The sequence below is a fragment of the Microbaculum marinisediminis genome (genome assembly GCF_025397915.1).
Taxonomy (GTDB): domain Bacteria; phylum Pseudomonadota; class Alphaproteobacteria; order Rhizobiales; family Tepidamorphaceae; genus Microbaculum; species Microbaculum marinisediminis.
In genome coordinates this window covers 491,364-508,442 of sequence record NZ_JALIDZ010000001.1, presented here as the reverse complement: position 1 = coordinate 508,442, position 17,079 = coordinate 491,364, and the positions used below count along the sequence as shown (strand labels likewise).

Below are 17,079 nucleotides of genomic sequence, written 5' to 3'. Positions count from 1 at the left end.
AGTCGGCACGGCAGGACCGGGCCATGAACGGCCATCGGCTGGGCGCCTGCTCACCCGCGAAAGGTTGGCGCGGCCGGTGGATCGATATCATCTCAGCCGGCTGGCTGCGGCTCCGGGAAGGTCCATGAGCCGTCCAGAATCTCGGTGTGCGGCCGATAGAGGCGAACGGTGTAGTTCCAGCCCTTCATGATCGGAAGGCAGTTGGGGATCTTTCCGTCGCAGCCGCCAAACTGGATCTCGATCGTCCCGTCGTCGTTCTTCACGGCGGTGATGTTGTTGACCGAATAGGCGTCGTAGGGGTTCTTCTCGAAGTAGCCGTCCCCATTGTAGAGGCTCACCGACCAGAACCCGTCCACGGGCACATCCACCACCTTTAGCTTGTAGACGGTGTTTCCGTCGTTCCCGTCGGGTGTGACGTTCAGATAGAAGGCATCCTTGTCCGGGTTGCCGCCCCATCCAGCGGCCGTGCCCAGCAGATGCCGGATCGGATCGACCTCGTCCTTGGAACCGAAGGCCGTCTTAAAATCGGGAAGCGTCGACTGGAGAACCAACAGCGCATCGCGCACTTTCTTCTGGCTGGCCTGATCCCAGTTCGGGATATCGAAGCTACCGCGGCTCGCCTGATCGATGGCGATCGCGTCCTGAAGCGCGTGGACGGCTTTGACGTCTTCCTGGTCTGAGGGATTGACCACCGTCCGGATGGCGATGACAGCGTATCGGGTGCCGACCGTTTCCCTGTCGAGCGTCACCGTCCCGGCGCCGTAGTGAACCATCGGCACATAGTGATCTTCGGTCAGGACCATGAGCGACATGAAGCGGCTGCCGGCATCGGGCATGGTAACGGTGACCGGCCCGGCGTCGAGATCGAACACCGCGGAGGAATAGAGCGTGTCGCGATTGAGCCGGATGACGGTCTGATTGTCGATGTCGGCCGGCTCGCGGCGGTGCGTCATTTGCCCGAAGCCGCCCTCCTTCACTACGTTGCTGAAATAGAGATCCGATTCGGCCCGGGCAAAGTTATCGACAGTGACGGGAATTGGTTCCTCTTGCGCCGCCTTCACTGGCAGCGCAAGAAGCGCGGCGCCGAGCACGGCGATGCCTATAGTCCGTGTCATTTCAGCCTCCTTCAGTTCATCGGCTGGAGCGGCGGCGCTGTCCACGCGCCGTCGAGCGCCTCGTGCTTTGGCCAGTAAAGGCGCATCACCAGGAAGAACGGTCCCGCAGGCGCGGGCAGCCAGTTCGATTCCTCGCTCGCGCCGGGCGAATCGTGTTGCACGTAGAGGGTATATCCGCCGTCAGCATCATTCTTGAGGCTCGGCAGCATCGAAGAGTTGATAAGGTAGCGGTTGATCGGATTGGCGTAGAGTAGGCTTGCGGGAAGCTCATAGAGCGTGAGCGACCAGAAGGCGTTCACCGGTGGCAGCTCGCCGGGTGCGAAGCGGATCGTGTAGCGATCGGAGCCTGCGAGTGGCTGGCCGGTGGCATCGACGAAATAGGCCGGATAAAGAGCCTCCTCCTTCGAGTTGCCGTAGATTCCGAGTACAGCGCTCGCCATGCGGTCGAGATAACGGCCGTCCAGGAACGCGCGGGTGCCGAAACCATCTGCGCTCGACACTTTCCCGGTGTCGATCTCGTTCTTCTTGTAGCTCTCGAACTCCGCCCAGGCGTCCGCCATCCCATCCTCGATCGCCTTCCGCATCTCGGGCGACAGCGCTGCCGCATCAAATGCCTTGCCAGGCTCGATGCCAATCTTGGCAAAGCGCTCGCGGATCTCGGCTTCGGCAGGGTTGGTGGGGCCGAACTGCAGGATGAAGTTGAGCTGGTTGAAGAAGGCGATTGAGGTCTTTTCCTCTTCGGCCTCGATGGGCTTCAGAAAATCGATTGCGGGTGCCGCCGGGCGCTCGGGCTCACCGAGAAAGACCGAGAGCGGCTCTACCTTGTACCCCGCCTGGATCGTCTTGACGTCGTCGATATCGTCCGGGCTGAAAAGCTGCGTCCGGTAGAGGATAAAATTGAGGTCCGTCTCGGATCGGATGACCTCCTTGATGCCCGCAGGCGTCTCGCCGTTCCAGTTCGGCCCCGCGAGCAGAAAGCGGTGGGCCTCGTTGCCGGTCGCGCGACTGCCGACATAGGCGAAGTTGAAGGTGTACATATCGATGAACTGCAGCGAATAGTAGCGCCCATCGTCGACGGCCGGGACCGTAAGGACGATTGGCTCGGCGCGAAGGTCCGCGCCGACGTAGGAATACGGCGTATCGGAATTCGGTGTCTGGATTGCCCGATCGTCAGGTGTGTAGACGCGGGCGTTGTTATAGATGGTATTCCAGGGTGCCTTGAATTCGGAACCGCCCTTATCGACGAAGTACGAATACTGGACGCGGTAGCTGTCAACCAGCGGGAAGCCCCAGATGTAGGCCTCCTTTGCAATGGCCCGCGTTTCCTCCGGCGAAATTGGCTGGCTGAGCGCCGGGTCGGTGAACACCAATGCCCCGAAGACCAGACTGGCTCCAAAGATGCTGTGGACCATTTTCGGCATCCCGCGACTCCCCTCCGTTCGGGTGCAATTTCCAACCCAGAACAATCCCCAAAACATGGCTATCGCCGCATCTTAAAGACCCGGTAACAGCCGCCTTGGGTCACAAGGTGCCCTCGTGACTTGGCGTTGTGACGACCGCTCTTGAGCACGGTCGGACATCGGCGGAACGCTCAAGGCAACTGCGCCCGCGTGATTCAAGCGCCGAAAAAGGAGCCTCGATCATGCGATGCGCTCTCAGCGATGCGGAGTGGACCATCATCCAGCCGATCCTCCCGTCCAGGTCGCGAAGCGTGCCGCGCGTCGATGACCGGCGGGTTTTGAACGGTATCGTCTGAAGTCCGCGATCAGGAGCGCCGTGGCGTGACCCGCCGTGGCGGTATTGCCCCTGCAGGGCCCGCTACAACCGGTTCGTAGAATGGCGTCACGCCGGGGTCTGGGGCCGGGATCTGGGGCCGGAATATGGGGCCGGAATATGGGATCGTATCCTGACAGCCGCCTGGCATCGGACCGATGCCTAGGGTCAGATGATCGACAGCACGATAGTCCGCCCGCATCAGCCCCTGCCTCTCCCGCCACCGAAATCACATCGTGCGGTTCTTCACGCGGATCCGGCACTGCCATCGCATCGCGGCGCGTTATGAGAAACACGCCGCCAATTTCCTCGTCTGCGTAAAGCTCGCGGCCATCCGGCTGCGGCTGCACGTCTATGAGTCCAGGACCCAGAACAAGCTAGGCCTTCACCACGACTCGCGTTCCGATCGGTGTGCGGTCGTAGAGATGCACGACGTCGGCGTTCATCATCCGGATGCAGCCGCTCGACATCGCCCGCCCGATCGACCACGGCTGGTTGGTGCCGTGCAGACGGTACATCGTGTCGCGGCCGCCGTCGTAGAGATACAGGGCGCGCGCGCCGAGTGGGTTGTCCTTGCCGCCGGGCATGCCGCTTGCGTATTTCTTCAGCTCCGGCTGGCGGCGGATCATCTGCGGCGGCGGCGTCCAGGTCGGCCACTCCGCCTTGCGGCCGACGCGCGCCCGCCCGCTCCAGGAAAAGCCCGCCCGGCCGACGCCGACGCCATAGCGGGTCGCCTTGCCGTTTTCTTCGACGACGTAGAGGTAGCGTTCCGAGGTGTCGACGATGATCGTGCCCGGCTTCTCCTTCGTCGCGTAGCTTACCCGCCGGCGCCGGTATTGCGGCGCCACGCTGCCGTCGATCGGCGCGTAGGCGCTCAGACCGTCCATCGTTTCGGCGCTGCAGCCCGCGAGCGCGACCGACAGCCCGCCGACGACGAAACCGCGCCGGCTCAGTAGAAAACTGTTTTCACCATCCGTATCGGTCTGAAACGTCATCCGGTCATCCCTGTTGTCTGGCTCAATATTGGCATCGAATCAGGCAATTTTTATCATCACGATTCGTCGAGGTGCGTAACTTTGTCGCAACACTCAGAAGTCCTTCGCCAGCCGCAGCGCGTCGTAGATGGCGGCATGGATGTTGCGCGATGCGACCGCGTCGCCGATCCGGTACAGGCGGTAATCGCCCTCGGGATTGCGCAGGATCGTCTGGGGGCGCCCCGCGATCAGGGCGCGATAGTCGACCTCTCCCCGGTTCACCGATCCGTCCTTCAGCGCGAAATAGAGGTCGTCGAGCGGCAGGGTGCCGTGTTCGACGACGACCTGGTCGATCGTTCGGGTCTCGCGGATATCCGCGCCGTAGTCGCTTCCGATCGTCGCCAGCAGGCCGTTGCCCGCGCGGCGGACGCCGGTGAGCCTGCGGGCGATGGTGATGCGGACGCCCTGCCGCTGAAAGATCTCGGCATAGGGCACGTGGTTCAGGCCGCCGATCTCCGGCGCGAAGAACCGTTCGGGCGTGACGATCTCGACCTTGGCGCCGGACAGGGCAAGCTGCTCGGCCGCCTGCATCGCCGGATGGGCGCCGTTGTCGTCGAAGATCAGGACGTCGCTGCCCGGCCTGGCATCGCCCGACAGGATGTCCCAGCTCGACACGACGAGATCGCTTCCCTCCTCGAGGACATCCGTGTTCGGCAGGCCGCCGGTCGCGACGACCACGATGTCGGGCTCGGCGGCGCGTACGTCGGAAGCATCGGCAAGCGTGTTGAACCGCATCTCGACGCCGGCGGCCTCGCAGCGGTCCACCCGCCAGTCGACGATGCCGATCAGCTCGCTGCGCCGTCGCGTCCGCGCGGAGAGCCGCACCTGCCCGCCGGCTTCGGCCGCCGCCTCGAACAGCACCACCGAATGACCGCGCTCGGCCGAAACCCGCGCGGCTTCCAGCCCCGCCGGTCCGGCGCCGACCACGACGACCCGCCGGCGCGCCCCCTCGGTGGGCCGGATCACGTGCGGCATCGTCGCTTCCCGGCCGGTCGCCGGGTTGTGGATGCACAGCGCCTCGCCGCCCTCGTAGATGCGGTCGAGGCAGTAGGTCGCGCCGACGCAGGGACGGATCTCGTGTTCGCGGCCCGCCGCAATCTTCGCGCCGATATGCGGGTCGGCGATGTGCGCCCGCGTCATGCCGACCATGTCGAGCTTGCCCTCCGCGACCGCGTGGCGGGCGGTCGCCACGTCGTTGATCCGGGCGGCATGGAAGACCGGGAACCGGGTCTCGGCGCGCACGTCGCCGGCGAAGTCGAGATGCGGGGCGGCGCGCATGCCCTGGACCGGGATCACCTTCGATAGCGCCGCGTCGGTCTCGATATGGCCGCGGATGATGTTGAGGAAGTCGACCTGGCCGGTCGCCACCAGCCGCTTGCAGATCTCGATGCCGTCCTCCCGCGACAGGCCCTTGTCCCAGTCCTCGTCGGCGACGAGGCGCAGGCCCATGATGAAGTCGGCCCCGACGGCGGCGCGGATCGCGTCGAGCACCCGGTGGGTGAAGCGCAGCCGGTTGTCGAGCGAGCCGCCGTACTCGTCGTCGCGCGTGTTGGTGGCCGGCGACCAGAACTGATCGAGCAGGTGCCCGTAGCATTCCAGCTCGATGCCATCGAGGCCGGCGGCCTGCATGCGCTGCGCCGCCGCCGCATAGTCGGCCACGATGCGGTCGAGGTCCCAGTCCTCGGCGGTCTTGGGAAAGGCGCGGTGCGCCGGCTCGCGGATCGGCGAGGGCGCCAGCACCGGCAGCCAGTCGGCCGTGTTCCAGCCCGTCCGCCGGCCGAGATGGGTGAGCTGGATCATCACGGCGGCGCCGTGCGCGTGGCACTCGTCGGCGAGCCGCTTCAGCCACGGCACGATCTCGTCGCGATAGGCATGCAGGTTGCCGAAGGCGGGCGGCGAATCCGCCGAGACGATCGCCGACCCCGCCGTCATCGTCAGGGCGATGCCGCCCTTCGCCTTCTCCACGTGGTAGAGCCGGTAGCGGTCCTTCGGCAGTCCGTCCTCGGAATAGGCCGGCTCGTGCGCCGTCGACATCAGCCGGTTGCGAAGGGTCAGGTGCCTGAGCCGGTAGGGCTGCAGCAGCGGGTCGGTCGAGGCGGTCGTCTCTCTCATCGGTCCTGAAGCCTAGTGCCACGCGTCCGGCATGTCTGCCTTGCGGCGGTCGATGAAGGTGCGCAGCGCCTCGTCGGTCGCGGGATCGATCGGCGGGGGCTCGTATGCGGCCAGCAGCGCCTTCCAGCGTGCGTTGGCCCGCGTCGCCGCGTCGAGCGCGCCGCGCTCGCGCCAGGTCTCCCACGGATCGGTGTCGGCGAGGTCGGAGTCCCAGTAGGCGGTCTCGTAGTTCGCCAGCGTGTGGGCCGAGCCGAAGAAATGATGGCCCGGTCCCACCTCGGCGAAGGCGTCGAGCGCCAGCTGGTTGTCGTCGACCGGCACGCCCCTGGCGTAGGCATGCAGCGCGCCGCAGAAATCCACGTCGAGCACGAATTTCTCGTAGGACATCGACAGCAGGCCGTCGAGAAAGCCGGCCGAATGCAGGAGGAAGTTCGCGCCGCACTGGATCGCCGCCAGCATCGACATGGCGCTTTCGGCCATCGCCTGCGCGTCGGCGCGCTTCGAGGTCGTGAACGAGCCCGAGCATCTGAGCGGGATGCCGAGCCGGCGCACCAGCTGGCCGACGACGAGGGAGCCGACGGCCGGCTCGGGCGTGCCGAAGGTCGGCGAACCGGATTTCAGCGCCGTCGACGACAGGAAGTTGCCGAGGATGCAGGGGGCGCCCGGCCGCTCCAGCTGGGTCAGCGCGCAGCCGACCATCGCCTCGCCGATCGACTGGGCGATCGCCCCGGCGTTGGTGACGGGCCCCATCGCCCCGCCGAGGATGAAGGGAACGACGACCGTGCCCTGGTTGGCCCGCGCATAGGCGCGCAGCACCTGGGTCGTCATGCCGTCCCAGACCAGCGGCGAGTTGACGTTGACGTTGCCGAGGATGACGCAGTTGTGCTCGAGGAAATCCGCGCCGAACAGGATGCGGCTCATCGCGATGCAGTCCTCGGCCCGCTCGGGTGCCGTCACCGAGCCCATATAGGCCTTGTCCGACAGCGTCATGTGGGCGTGGACCATGTCGAGGTGCCGCTTGTTGACCGGCAGGTCGACCGGCTCGCACACGGTGCCGCCGGAATGGTGCAGCCACGGTGCCATGTAGGCCAGGCGCACGAAGTTGCGGAAGTCCTCGATGGTGCCGTAGCGGCGGCCCCCGTCGATGTCCATGACGAACGGGGAGCCGTAGGCGGGTGCCATCGCCGTGTTGTGTCCGCCGATCTGGACAGAGCGGGCCGGATTGCGGGCGACCTGGGTGAATTCGCGAGGCGCCGTTTTCAGGATTTCGCGCAGGTGTCCCGGCTCGAAGCGGAGGCGGTCTCCCGCGACGCTGGCGCCGGATTCCCTGAACAGCCGGATCGCCTCGTCGTCGCCGCGTATCTCGATCCCGACCTCCGCCAGGATCCTGTCGGTCGCCGCCTCGATGCGGGCGAGGCCGTCCTCCGACAGGATCTCGTATGGGGGAATCTCGCGCACCAGATAGGCGGGCGCCGACACGCCGATCCGCTGTCGGCCCGCGCGCCGGCCAGTGCGTTGCCGCCGCGATGGTCTGACCTCTTCCGGAACACCGGCCATCCGCTCCTCCCGACGCGAAAAACCAGCAGAAGAAACCTACGGTAATGCAGCCGTTCGCAGGCGTTGCGTTCAAAACCGGCGGTTCGTCGTTCTCGCTGCGACAAGGACGCGGGATCCGCCTCCCCAATCCGGCGGGAAATGGTCCGGGAATTGGCCAGCGGGACCCGGCGGGGGCGAAGCGCCGGGCCTAGCGTTGCTTGACGCGCTTCTTCTGCGGGACCTCCAGGTCCTCGTCGGCGGAGGGCGCCACGGCGGCGAACCCCGTTCCGATATTGATCGTCGACTCCGGCGGCAGCGTTCCGACGAAGTCGGACGGATGGATGAAGGCATCGCGGAACCAGGGGAACTGGTCGGGATTGAAAATCTGCTTCATCCAGTTGGCGACGAGCATGGCGCGCTGGCTGCGTTTGACCGAGGGGTGGTAGGTCATCCAGATGTCCATCGCGTGGTGGATGCCGATGTCGACGGGGACGATCGGCGCCCCCAGCGCCGGCGCGTAGGTCGGCAGCGCGCCGATTCCGGCGCCCTTCTCGATGGCGTAGAGCAGCGACGAACTGGCGTTGGTGCGCAGCGACACGATGCCTTCGACGTCGGTAAGGCCGAGCAGCCGCGCCCAGGCGCCGTTGTCCAGTTGCGGCGCGGCCTGGTCGACCAGGCGATGGCGTTTCATCTCCTCGACCGTCTTGGGCAGGCCGTAGATCTTCTCGTAGCCGCGCGACGCGAAAGGATAGATGTGCATCCGCCCGAGCTTGGTCACGATCAGGTCCGGCGCCGTCGGCCGCTCGAACTGAACCGCGATGTCGGCTTCCATCCTGAGCACGTCAGCGCTCTCCATGGCGCAGCGCATGTCGATGATGAGGAACGGGAACTGCCGCTGGAACTCGACCAGCCGCGGCATGATCCAGTAGGTGCCGATCCCTTCCGTCACCGAAACGCGCACGACGCCGCGCGTGGCCGTATCCTGTGCATCGACGCGCCGGAACACGTCGTAGATCGCCATTTCCATGCGTTCGGCGTGATCGACGATCGAACGGGCCTCTTCGGTCGGCACCACCCCGTCGGGCAGGCGGTTGAAGAGGCTGATGCCGAGATCGTGCTCCAGCCGGTCGATGCGGCGCACCACCGTCGACGAGCTCACGCGCAGGGCGGTGGCCGCGCGCCGGAAGCTGCCGGCCTTCACGCAGGCCAGGAACACCCGGATGTCGTCCCAGGATACGTTGCGTAGCTGACCCTGTGTCACGGCCCGTTCCATTTTTGCAGCACCCCATTGCAGGATTTGAGGCAGCCCGGCGGCGACCCAGCGCATACCATAAGTATCGTTGGTTTATTGGGGCAAGTCATGCAACCGAATTTGAGGCCGAACCTGCGCGTCGTCGGCGGTGGCGATGCGATTTCGCAGCGCCGGGATTTCGACGACCTGGCGCGATTGACCCTGCCGCGAATTTTGGTCGAACGGGTCGAAGCGCGGGAAATACCGCCGCTTCTCGCGTTTGCCGCCGGCGAGATCCCGGCCCTGGCGGCGGCCAGCGGCGCGGTCTCGCGCGTTGCCGAACGCAATCGTGACAGCGTCTGGGTCTTCCGCCGCGGCGCCGCGCCGGTCGGCATCTACGCCATGCTCCACCTGTCGAAGGATGGCCTCGAGCGGCTGCTGCTGGGCGAACTCGATACCACGCAGCCCGACCCGCGCGCTCTGGTGGCGAGCGGCGAGGCACCGTCGGCGATCTACAAATGGGCGGTCGTCGCCCCCGGCATGGCTTCGGCCGGCATCTGCGCGATCAGCCGCATGCTGCAGGCCGACCGGTACGCGACCGCCAACCTGTTCGCGCGGCCGACGACCATGGGCGGCGAACGTATCATGGCCAGCCTGGGTTTCGGCAGGGTGCGGTCCGGTCTTCCCGATCTGCATCGGTACGTCCGCGTCGCCAACCGTGTCGGGCACTCGATGGCGGCCGCCTGAACTTGGAAATGGGGAGACGATAAGATGGGGATGGCAAAGTACGCGGATTTCGAGAAATGCGCTCGCGACCGTGGTCGGGAGCGTGACCGTCGGTCCGCGCGCGGATACGAGATCAAGGTCGCCCGCTCGATGGGGGACATGATGAAGGTCGTGGCGATCCGCTCCGCCGTGTTCATGAGCGAGCAGAGCTGCCCCTATCGCGAGGAGTTCGACGGCAACGACTTCTGCGCCACGCATCTGATCGGCTATGTCGACGGCGAGCCGGCGGCCTGCCTGCGGGGCCGGTTCTTTGCCTCCTTCGCCAAGCTCGAGCGCCTGGCGGTGCGTCACGAATATCGCAACACCCGGCTATCCTTCGACATCGTCTGGGCCGGCATCGAGCTGGCGCGCAAGAAGGGCTACACGACCATCTACGGACACGCCCAGGACCGGCTTGTTAAGTTCTGGAGCCGGTTCGGCGCCAAGCCGATGGGCGGCAACCGCAAGCTCGTCTTCTCCGACTATTCCTACACCGAGATGCTTCTCGAGGTGGATCCGCATCCCGAGCCCCTGACGCTCGACAGCGACCCGTATCAGCTGATCCGTCCGGAAGGCGACTGGGACACACCGGGCATTCTGGAGGGCTCGGTTGCGCGCCCCGTAACCTCGCCCATGCGCGGCAACGAAGCGGCCTGACAGGAACCGATAGATGAGCGTGATCCGATTTCCGCGTAATGACAACGACTTCGCACAGTCGGTCGTCGTGTTCGTCGATCTGCAACGGGAATACGTGACGGAGGGCCGGGCGCCCGCGCTGTCGCGGCGCGAGCCGTGGTGGGGCAATTGCCGGCGGCTGCTCGATTATGCCCGCGACAGCGGTCTGCCCGTCGCGCATTTCCGTTTGCTGAAGCGCGAGCCCTTTTTCAATCGCGCCACGCCGTTCGCGGACTGGATCGAGGAATTCCGACCCCGGCCGCACGAGATGGTGTTCGAGCGCTCCCTGCCGTCCTGTTATTCGAACGAGTCCTTCGCGACTCTGCTCAACAGCCTCGAGCGCCCCAACTTCCTGCTCGCGGGACTGACGGCGGATGGGAGTTGCCTGGCGACGATGGTTGATGCTTATCATCGCAATCATCGCGCCGCGTTCGTCGCCGACGCGTCGGACAGCAGGGCAAGGGGGGGATACGGCGAAGAACAGGTACATGGCGTCGTCACCGAGATCGCCGCGCAGTTCGGCGTGGTGACGTCGACCTCCGAAATCGTTTCTCGCAGTGTCGGGAGAAAACCGAGCCTGGTCGGATAGGGTGCCGCCAGGCCGAACTTGTCCCGGCACCGGCGAGGGGCCCGCGTAGCCTCTAGCAGGCTCGCGCGGACCTCGTGCGGTGCCGGGACGCTTTTTCCGCCGATCGCGATCGGCGACGGGCTCGGTTTTTTCCCGGCGTCGCTTTGTTTTCGAGCGTCGCGACGTCGACGGCCCGGTATGTGCATTCCCTGCCTGGCGACTTGCCGGCCGATTGCGCCGGATATACGGTCGCGCCGTCATGACCCGAACCGTTTTCAAGATCTGCGGCCGCGACGAGTGGCGTTTGGCGGAGAACGCCGGCACTTATTCCGGCAACGCCGACGATGCCCGCGACGGCTTCATCCATCTGTCCGCCGCCGACCAGGTCGCCGGCACGCTGGCCCGGCACTACGCCGGCCGCGACGACCTGCTGATCGTCAGCGTCGACGCGAGCGCGCTGGGCGAGGCCCTCAAATGGGAGCCGTCGCGCGGCGGCGCCCTGTTCCCGCATCTTTACGGGGACCTGCCGCTCGCAGCGGTTACCGAGGTCGCGGCGATCGCGGCGCCGGACGACGGATCCGGCGCGTGATCGGGGCGCTGTCGGCGCTCGCCCGGCCCGTATTCGGCGCGATCGACCCCGAGCGCGCCCACGATCTGGCGATCTCGTCCCTGAAACTCGCGCAAACGACCGGCGTGCTCCGGTGTGCCGCGGGCGGCGACGATCCGCGTCTCGCCGTCGGCCTGTTCGACCTCGCCTTTCCCAACCCGCTCGGCATGGCCGCCGGGTTCGACAAGCATGGCGAGGTGCCCGACGCGCTCGTGGCGCTCGGCTTCGGCTTCGCCGAGATCGGCACCGTCGCCCCGCGTCCGCAGCTCGGCAATCCGAGGCCGCGCGTCTTCCGGCTCGCCGGCGACCGCGCGGTGATCAATCGCTACGGCTTCAATACGCAGGGCCACGACGCGGTCCGGGCGCATCTCGAGGCGCGCCGCGGACACGGCATCCTCGGCGTCAATATCGGTGCCAACAAGGATGCCTCCGACCGCGCCGCCGACTATGTCGCCGGGGTCGACTGCTTCGCCGGCATCGCCGACTATTTCACCGTCAACATCTCCTCGCCGAACACGCCCGGCCTGCGTGATCTCCAGCACGAGCAGGCGCTCGAGGACCTGCTATCCCGCGTGTCGGCGGCGCGTGACCGGCAGGTGGACCGGATTGGCCGGCCCGTCCCGCTGCTCCTGAAGATCGCCCCGGACCTCGAGGACACCGATCTCGACGGCATCGCCGGGGCGGTGACGCGCCATCGCTTCGACGGCGTCATCGTTTCGAACACGACCCTGTCCCGGGTGGGCCTGTGCCGGGCCGGGATTTCGGACCGGCATGCCTCGGAGGCCGGCGGTCTGTCGGGCCGACCGCTGTTCCGCCGCTCTACGGTCGTGCTCGCCCGTCTGCGCCGGCGCCTGGCGCCGGAGATCCCGATCGTCGGCGTCGGCGGCATCGATTCCGCCGAAACGGCCTACGAGAAGATCCGCGCCGGAGCCGCGCTCGTTCAGGTCTATACCGGTCTGGTCTATGAAGGCCTCGGGCTCGTCGGCGACATCAAGCGCGGCCTCGTCCGTCAACTCGACCGCGATGGCTTCGGCGCGATCGGCGACGCGGTCGGCACGGCAACCGAGGACTGGGCACGGGAGAGGATCGAATGAGGGTCACCATCTGGCACAATCCGCGGTGCTCCAAGTCGCGCCAGACGCTGGAATTGCTGCGCGACAGGGGCGTCGAGCCGACCGTCGTCGAATACCTGAAGACGCCGCCGGATGCCGTCGCCATCAAGGCCGCCCTGAAGAAACTCGGCCTGAAGCCGCGCGATCTGCTGCGCCGCGGCGAGGCTGCCTACAAGGCGCGCGGGCTCGCCGATCCGGGCCTGTCGGACGACGACATCATCGCGGCCATGGTCGCCGAGCCGGTGCTGATCGAGCGCCCGGTGGTGATCACCGGCGACCGCGCCGCGATCGGACGCCCGCCGGAAAACGTGCTCGAGATCCTCTGAAGGCCCGAACTTGCCGGCCCGTCGCCTACATCATCATCCGCTGGTTCAGATCGAACATGATCCACAGCGACCCGCCGATCATGATGAAGATCAGCACCACGGCGAAGGCGAGCGTCAGCACGTTCTCGCGCGGCGCCGTGCGCGGATCCAGATGCAGGAAGAAATAGAGGTGCACCAGCACCTGGATCACCGCCAGGATCGCGATGACGACGAGCGCCGGGCCGGCCGGCATCAGCCCGAAGGCGACGATCGCGAAGGCAATGGCGGTCAGGACGAGCGCCAGCCCGAAGCCGATCAGATAGGACCTTCGCAGCTCGTCCGGTGATTTCCCCTCCGGTGCCTGCGGGGATGCCGAAAGGTTCGGTGTCGCGTTCATCTCACATCACCCCCGGCAGGTAGACGACCGAGAAGATCCCGATCCAGACGATATCCAGGAAGTGCCAGAACAGGCCGAGCCGGAACAGGCGCGAGACGACCGGGGCGGTGAGGCCCTTGAGGCGCACCTGCGCGATCATCACCGCGATCCAGACGAGGCCGCCGCTGACATGCAGGCCGTGCGTGCCGACCAGCGTGAAGAAGGCCGACAGGAATCCGCTGCGCCCCGGTCCGGCGTCCTGGGCGATCATGCCGGCGAACTCGCCGAACTCCAGGGCCAGGAAGGCGGCGCCGAGCACGAAGGTAACGGCGAGCCAGGCGACGACGCCCGCGCGGTTGCGCCCGGCGACCGCGACGCTGGCCATGCCGAAGGTGACCGAGCTGGCGAGCAGCAGCATGGTCTCGGCGAAGGTCCGGTTGATGTCGAACAGGTCCTGGCCGGTCGGTCCGCCGGCGGTGCCCGACTTCAGCACGAGATAGGTCGCAAACAGCAACGCGAAGATGATCGCGTCGCTCATCAGATAGACCCAGAAGCCGAAATCGCGGTCGGCGAGCGCCGCGTCCTTCCCGCTTTCGGGTCGCATCGTTGTCGCTTCGGCGCTCATGGGCGATCCGGACTGGTCTGGTTGGTGGGTACAGTCATGCGCGGTAGCCCAGGAGCGGACCGCTGCCGCGGGTCTCGGCCGTGGCGATGTCGTCGGCCGACAGAAGCTGCTCGCCGTCGTCGTTGAAGCTGCGCGCGACGAGGACCGCCAGGATCAGCAGGGCCGACACGGCGGCGAGCCACCAGATGTGCCACACCATCGCGAATCCGAACACGCCGGCGACGACGCCGATGACGACGCCGGCCCCGGTGTTGTCCGGCATCTCGATTTCCGAGGCGATGTCGTCCCTGGTCGCTTCGGCCGGATTGGCCTTGCGCCAGGTCAGCTCGTCGCGGTCGTGCACGACCGGGACCCTGGCGAAGTTGTAGGGCGCCGGCGGCGAGGCGGTGGCCCATTCCAGCGTGCGCCCGTCCCACGGATCGCCGGTGGTGTCGGCCAGCTCCGCCCGGTTCCGGATGCTGACATAGAGCTGCATGATCAGGCAGCCGATGCCGATCAGGATCAGGAAGGCGCCGGCGGCCGCGACGACCAGCCAGGGCTGCCAGGCGGCCATGTCGTAATGCTCCATGCGCCGCGGCATGCCCATGAAGCCGAGCGCGTAGAGCGGCATGAAGGCGAGGTAGAAGCCGACGATCCAGGCCCAGAAGGCGCGCCGCCCCCAGGTATCGTCGAGCCTGAAGCCGAACGCCTTGGGGAACCAGTAGGTGTAGCCCGCGAAGTAGCCGAACAGCGCGCCGGGGATCAGCATGTTGTGGAAGTGGGCGACCAGGAAGGTCGAGTTGTGCATCATGTAGTCGACCGGCGGGATGGCGAGCAGGACGCCGGTCATGCCGCCGATGACGAAGGTGACGATGAAGCCGAGCGTCCACAGCATCGGCACCGAGACGGTGATGCGGCCGCCATACATGGTCAGAAGCCAGTCGTAAATCTTCACCCCGGTCGGCACCGCGATGATCATCGTGGTGATGCCGAAGAAGGCGTTGACGTTGGCGCTCGAGCCCATGGTGAAGAAGTGGTGCAACCAGACGGTGAACGACAGCAGGCCGATCACCGCGGTGGCGTAGACCAGCGACTCGTAGCCGAAGAGGCGCTTGCGCGAGAACGTCGCGACGACCTCGGAGAAGATGCCGAAGGCGGGCAGGATCAGGATGTAGACCTCCGGATGGCCCCAGATCCAGATCAGGTTGATGTAGTTCATCATGTTGCCGCCGTCGCCATTGGTGAAGAAGTGCATGTCCAGATAGCGGTCGAGCGCGAGCTGGGCGCCGACGACGGTGACGGCGGGGAAGGCGAAGACGATCAGGACGCTGGTGACGAGCGCCGTCCAGGTGAACAGCGGCATGCGCATCAGGGTCATGCCCGGCGCGCGCCGCTTGAAGATGGTGACGACGAAGTTGATGCCGGTCATCGTGGTGCCGACGCCGGACAGGATCACCGCCCATAGCCAGTAGTCGACGCCGACGCCGGGGTTGTACTCGATGCCGGAATAGGGCGGGTACGCGGTCCAGCCGGCGGTCGAGAACTTGCCGATGACCAGCGAGACCAGCACCAACCCGGCGCCCGACGCCGTCAGCCACAGGCTGACCGAGTTCAGGAACGGGAAGGAGACGTCGCGCGCGCCGATCTGCTGCGGCACGACGAAGTTGATCAGCCCCGTCAGGAACGGCATCGCCATGAAGAAGATCATGATGGTGCCGTGCGCGGAGAAGATCTGGTCGAAGTGGTCCGGCGGCAGATAGCCGTCATCGCCCAGCGCGATGGCCTGCTGCGTCCGCATCAGGATCGCGTCGGCGAAGCCGCGCAGCAGCATCACCAGCGCCAGCACGATGTACATGATGCCGATGCGCTTGTGGTCGACACTGGTCAGCCACTCGCGCCACAGGTATTTCCACGCCCCCAGCCAGGTGATGACGGCGAGGACGAGCACGGCGGCGCCGACCTCGCCGAGCGCGCCGCCCAGCGCCACGGGGCTGTAGAACGGCAGGGCCTCGAAGGACAGTTTCCCGAGCATCAGTGAACCTCCTGCCTGTCGGACGGCCCGCAATTGAACTGGCCCGCATACGTGTCGAGCTGGGCCATCCGGCGCCTCCTGTCGCCCGTGTATTTCTCGATGATCCTGTCGAACAGGCCGGGCTCGACGCTGGAATAGTAGGTCACGGGAACCTTCTGGCTCGGCTTGGCGAGCGCCGCGTAGGTCTGCGTGTCGAGCGTGTCGGAAGACTCGCGCACGATCCCGAGCCAGGCCTGGTATTCATCCGCCGAGACGGCCTTGACCGTGAATTGCTGGTCCGAGAAGCCGCTGCCGCTGTACTGGGTGTTGCGGCCGACATAGGTGTCCGGGGTGTCGGCCTGCAGGTTGAGCCGCGTCTGCATGCCGGCCATGGCGAAGATCTGGCCGGCGAGGCCGGGGATGTAGAAGGAATTCATCACCGTGTCGGAGGTGATGCGGATCGAGACGGGCCGGCCCGCGGGAATCGCCAGTTCGTTCACCGCGGCGATGTTCTCCTGCGGGTAGACGAACAGCCACTTCCAGTCCTGGGCGATGGCCTGGATTTCCACCGGCGCCTCCGGCGAGGCGATCGGCTTGTAGGGATCGAGCCGGTGCGTGTAGTCCCACACGATGGTGCCGATCGCGATGACGATCAGGGCGGGGCCGATCCAGACGATCACGTCGACCTTGTTCGACTGCCAGTCCGGCCGGTAGTCCGGGTTTTCCTTGGACGCGCGATAGCGCAGCAGGACCCAGGCCGTGAGCACGTAGACGGGGATGATGACGAGCAGCATCAGCCCGACGGCGGTGTACAGGAGCTCGCGTTCCGCGAAGGCGATCGGCCCGTCGGGATTGAGCACCGGCCAGTTGCCGTCGTTGCAGCCGGCGGCGAGGCCGGCGAGGCCGAGCACGAGGCCGGCGCGTACCATCGTCGATGGCAGGGATCTGGATGTCGGAAACGTCGGGCGTGGTCGAGCCATACGGTCGTCGCGGTTCCGGTTGGCAGGCGAACTCGAAACGCGGCGTGCCCACATCGTAGAATCTCTTCCGTAGGGTACAGTGATTCTTGAGTCCTAGGGCACCATCGTTAACGGGGTGTTTTCGGGGGGGGTAGAATGCGGGCGAACCCGGGCGCCACGGGGCGGCGTTCGCGCGGACCGGATGTCCGCTTCCGACCCCGAGCTACCGATCACAAAACACGTCACGAATGACCACCTTTGGCTCAAAGGGGATCAATGCACGTCGGTTCTACGGC

General features: G+C 66.2%; 16 protein-coding genes and 1 pseudogene. 7 read left to right on the top strand and 10 right to left on the bottom strand.

Annotation, left to right across the window (positions count from 1 at the left end; translation table 11 throughout):
• Positions 1-92 precede the first annotated feature (92 nt).
• The gene (locus MUB46_RS02590) at positions 93-1,115 is read right to left on the bottom strand and encodes a DUF1254 domain-containing protein (RefSeq protein ID WP_261614296.1); all 1,023 of its coding nucleotides are present in this window, start codon (positions 1,113-1,115) and stop codon (positions 93-95) included.
• 11 nt (positions 1,116-1,126) lie between these two features.
• Positions 1,127-2,527: a DUF1254 domain-containing protein gene (locus tag MUB46_RS02585; protein ID WP_261614295.1), complete on the bottom strand. Its 1,401-nt coding sequence runs from the start codon at positions 2,525-2,527 to the stop codon at positions 1,127-1,129.
• Positions 2,528-2,757: 230 nt separating this feature from the next.
• Here MUB46_RS02585 and MUB46_RS24305 point away from each other — a divergent pair.
• Positions 2,758-2,988 (top strand): annotated as a pseudogene (locus tag MUB46_RS24305) (transposase); the annotation flags it as partial.
• A 277-nt stretch (positions 2,989-3,265) separates the two neighbouring features.
• Here MUB46_RS24305 and MUB46_RS02575 read toward each other — a convergent pair.
• From MUB46_RS02575 to MUB46_RS02560, 4 genes are all read right to left on the bottom strand, one after another.
• Complete coding sequence (locus MUB46_RS02575) at positions 3,266-3,883, bottom strand: L,D-transpeptidase (RefSeq protein WP_261614294.1); 618 nt, start codon at positions 3,881-3,883, stop codon at positions 3,266-3,268.
• Positions 3,884-3,976: 93 nt separating this feature from the next.
• Positions 3,977-6,034, bottom strand: coding sequence for an NADH:flavin oxidoreductase (locus MUB46_RS02570; protein ID WP_261614293.1), 2,058 nt, complete (start codon positions 6,032-6,034; stop codon positions 3,977-3,979).
• Between the two features lie 12 nt (positions 6,035-6,046).
• Positions 6,047-7,591, bottom strand: a complete 1,545-nt coding sequence (locus MUB46_RS02565) for a trimethylamine methyltransferase family protein (protein WP_261614292.1) — start codon at positions 7,589-7,591, stop codon at positions 6,047-6,049.
• Between the two features lie 187 nt (positions 7,592-7,778).
• On the bottom strand, positions 7,779-8,831 hold the full coding sequence (locus MUB46_RS02560) for a LysR family transcriptional regulator (RefSeq protein ID WP_261614291.1): 1,053 nt from the start codon (positions 8,829-8,831) through the stop codon (positions 7,779-7,781).
• Between the two features lie 99 nt (positions 8,832-8,930).
• On the opposite strand from MUB46_RS02560, the gene MUB46_RS02555 reads away from it, so the two are divergent.
• From MUB46_RS02555 to arsC, 6 genes are all read left to right on the top strand, one after another.
• On the top strand, positions 8,931-9,548 hold the full coding sequence (locus tag MUB46_RS02555; protein ID WP_261614290.1) for a hypothetical protein: 618 nt from the start codon (positions 8,931-8,933) through the stop codon (positions 9,546-9,548).
• Between the two features lie 30 nt (positions 9,549-9,578).
• Positions 9,579-10,223, top strand: coding sequence for a GNAT family N-acetyltransferase (locus MUB46_RS02550; protein ID WP_261614436.1), 645 nt, complete (start codon positions 9,579-9,581; stop codon positions 10,221-10,223).
• Between the two features lie 13 nt (positions 10,224-10,236).
• Positions 10,237-10,830, top strand: a complete 594-nt coding sequence (locus MUB46_RS02545; RefSeq protein WP_261614289.1) for a cysteine hydrolase family protein — start codon at positions 10,237-10,239, stop codon at positions 10,828-10,830.
• Positions 10,831-11,068: 238 nt separating this feature from the next.
• Entirely contained in the window at positions 11,069-11,398 is a 330-nt protein-coding gene (locus MUB46_RS02540) for a DUF952 domain-containing protein (protein WP_261614288.1), read from the top strand.
• A complete protein-coding gene (locus MUB46_RS02535) occupies positions 11,395-12,510 on the top strand; it encodes a quinone-dependent dihydroorotate dehydrogenase (RefSeq protein ID WP_315902698.1) in 1,116 nt (371 codons plus the stop codon). Before MUB46_RS02540 ends, MUB46_RS02535 begins: the two co-directional genes overlap by 4 nt.
• Positions 12,507-12,854 (top strand): arsenate reductase (glutaredoxin), encoded by a 348-nt coding sequence (gene arsC, locus MUB46_RS02530; protein WP_261614286.1) that lies wholly within the window; start codon positions 12,507-12,509, stop codon positions 12,852-12,854. Before MUB46_RS02535 ends, arsC begins: the two co-directional genes overlap by 4 nt.
• Positions 12,855-12,879: 25 nt before the next feature.
• Here arsC and cyoD read toward each other — a convergent pair whose 3' ends face one another.
• Genes cyoD through cyoA form a run of 4 tightly spaced genes read right to left on the bottom strand, consistent with a single transcriptional unit; the run spans position 12,880 to position 16,804 of the window.
• Positions 12,880-13,230 (bottom strand): cytochrome o ubiquinol oxidase subunit IV, encoded by a 351-nt coding sequence (gene cyoD / locus MUB46_RS02525; RefSeq protein ID WP_261614285.1) that lies wholly within the window; start codon positions 13,228-13,230, stop codon positions 12,880-12,882.
• Position 13,231: 1 nt separating this feature from the next.
• Complete coding sequence (gene cyoC / locus MUB46_RS02520) at positions 13,232-13,834, bottom strand: cytochrome o ubiquinol oxidase subunit III (RefSeq protein WP_261614284.1); 603 nt, start codon at positions 13,832-13,834, stop codon at positions 13,232-13,234.
• 34 nt (positions 13,835-13,868) lie between these two features.
• Entirely contained in the window at positions 13,869-15,845 is a 1,977-nt protein-coding gene (gene cyoB, locus MUB46_RS02515) for a cytochrome o ubiquinol oxidase subunit I (protein ID WP_261614283.1), read from the bottom strand.
• On the bottom strand, positions 15,845-16,804 hold the full coding sequence (gene cyoA, locus MUB46_RS02510; protein WP_261614282.1) for a ubiquinol oxidase subunit II: 960 nt from the start codon (positions 16,802-16,804) through the stop codon (positions 15,845-15,847). Before cyoA ends, cyoB begins: the two co-directional genes overlap by 1 nt.
• Positions 16,805-17,079: the final 275 nt, after the last annotated feature.

Excerpts from the sequence above, each read along its gene's own strand:
- MUB46_RS02590 (WP_261614296.1), bottom strand. The coding sequence starts at position 1,115 with ATGACACGGACTATAGGCATCGCCGTGCTCGGCGCCGCGCTTCTTGCG.
- MUB46_RS02585 (WP_261614295.1), bottom strand. The coding sequence starts at position 2,527 with ATGGTCCACAGCATCTTTGGAGCCAGTCTGGTCTTCGGGGCATTGGTG.
- MUB46_RS02575 (WP_261614294.1), bottom strand. The coding sequence starts at position 3,883 with ATGACGTTTCAGACCGATACGGATGGTGAAAACAGTTTTCTACTGAGC.
- MUB46_RS02570 (WP_261614293.1), bottom strand. The coding sequence starts at position 6,034 with ATGAGAGAGACGACCGCCTCGACCGACCCGCTGCTGCAGCCCTACCGG.
- MUB46_RS02565 (WP_261614292.1), bottom strand. The coding sequence starts at position 7,591 with ATGGCCGGTGTTCCGGAAGAGGTCAGACCATCGCGGCGGCAACGCACT.
- MUB46_RS02555 (WP_261614290.1), top strand. The coding sequence starts at position 8,931 with ATGCAACCGAATTTGAGGCCGAACCTGCGCGTCGTCGGCGGTGGCGAT.
- MUB46_RS02550 (WP_261614436.1), top strand. The coding sequence starts at position 9,579 with ATGGCAAAGTACGCGGATTTCGAGAAATGCGCTCGCGACCGTGGTCGG.
- MUB46_RS02545 (WP_261614289.1), top strand. The coding sequence starts at position 10,237 with ATGAGCGTGATCCGATTTCCGCGTAATGACAACGACTTCGCACAGTCG.
- MUB46_RS02540 (WP_261614288.1), top strand. The coding sequence starts at position 11,069 with ATGACCCGAACCGTTTTCAAGATCTGCGGCCGCGACGAGTGGCGTTTG.
- arsC (WP_261614286.1), top strand. The coding sequence starts at position 12,507 with ATGAGGGTCACCATCTGGCACAATCCGCGGTGCTCCAAGTCGCGCCAG.
- cyoD (WP_261614285.1), bottom strand. The coding sequence starts at position 13,230 with ATGAACGCGACACCGAACCTTTCGGCATCCCCGCAGGCACCGGAGGGG.
- cyoC (WP_261614284.1), bottom strand. The coding sequence starts at position 13,834 with ATGAGCGCCGAAGCGACAACGATGCGACCCGAAAGCGGGAAGGACGCG.
- cyoB (WP_261614283.1), bottom strand. The coding sequence starts at position 15,845 with ATGCTCGGGAAACTGTCCTTCGAGGCCCTGCCGTTCTACAGCCCCGTG.
- cyoA (WP_261614282.1), bottom strand. The coding sequence starts at position 16,804 with ATGGCTCGACCACGCCCGACGTTTCCGACATCCAGATCCCTGCCATCG.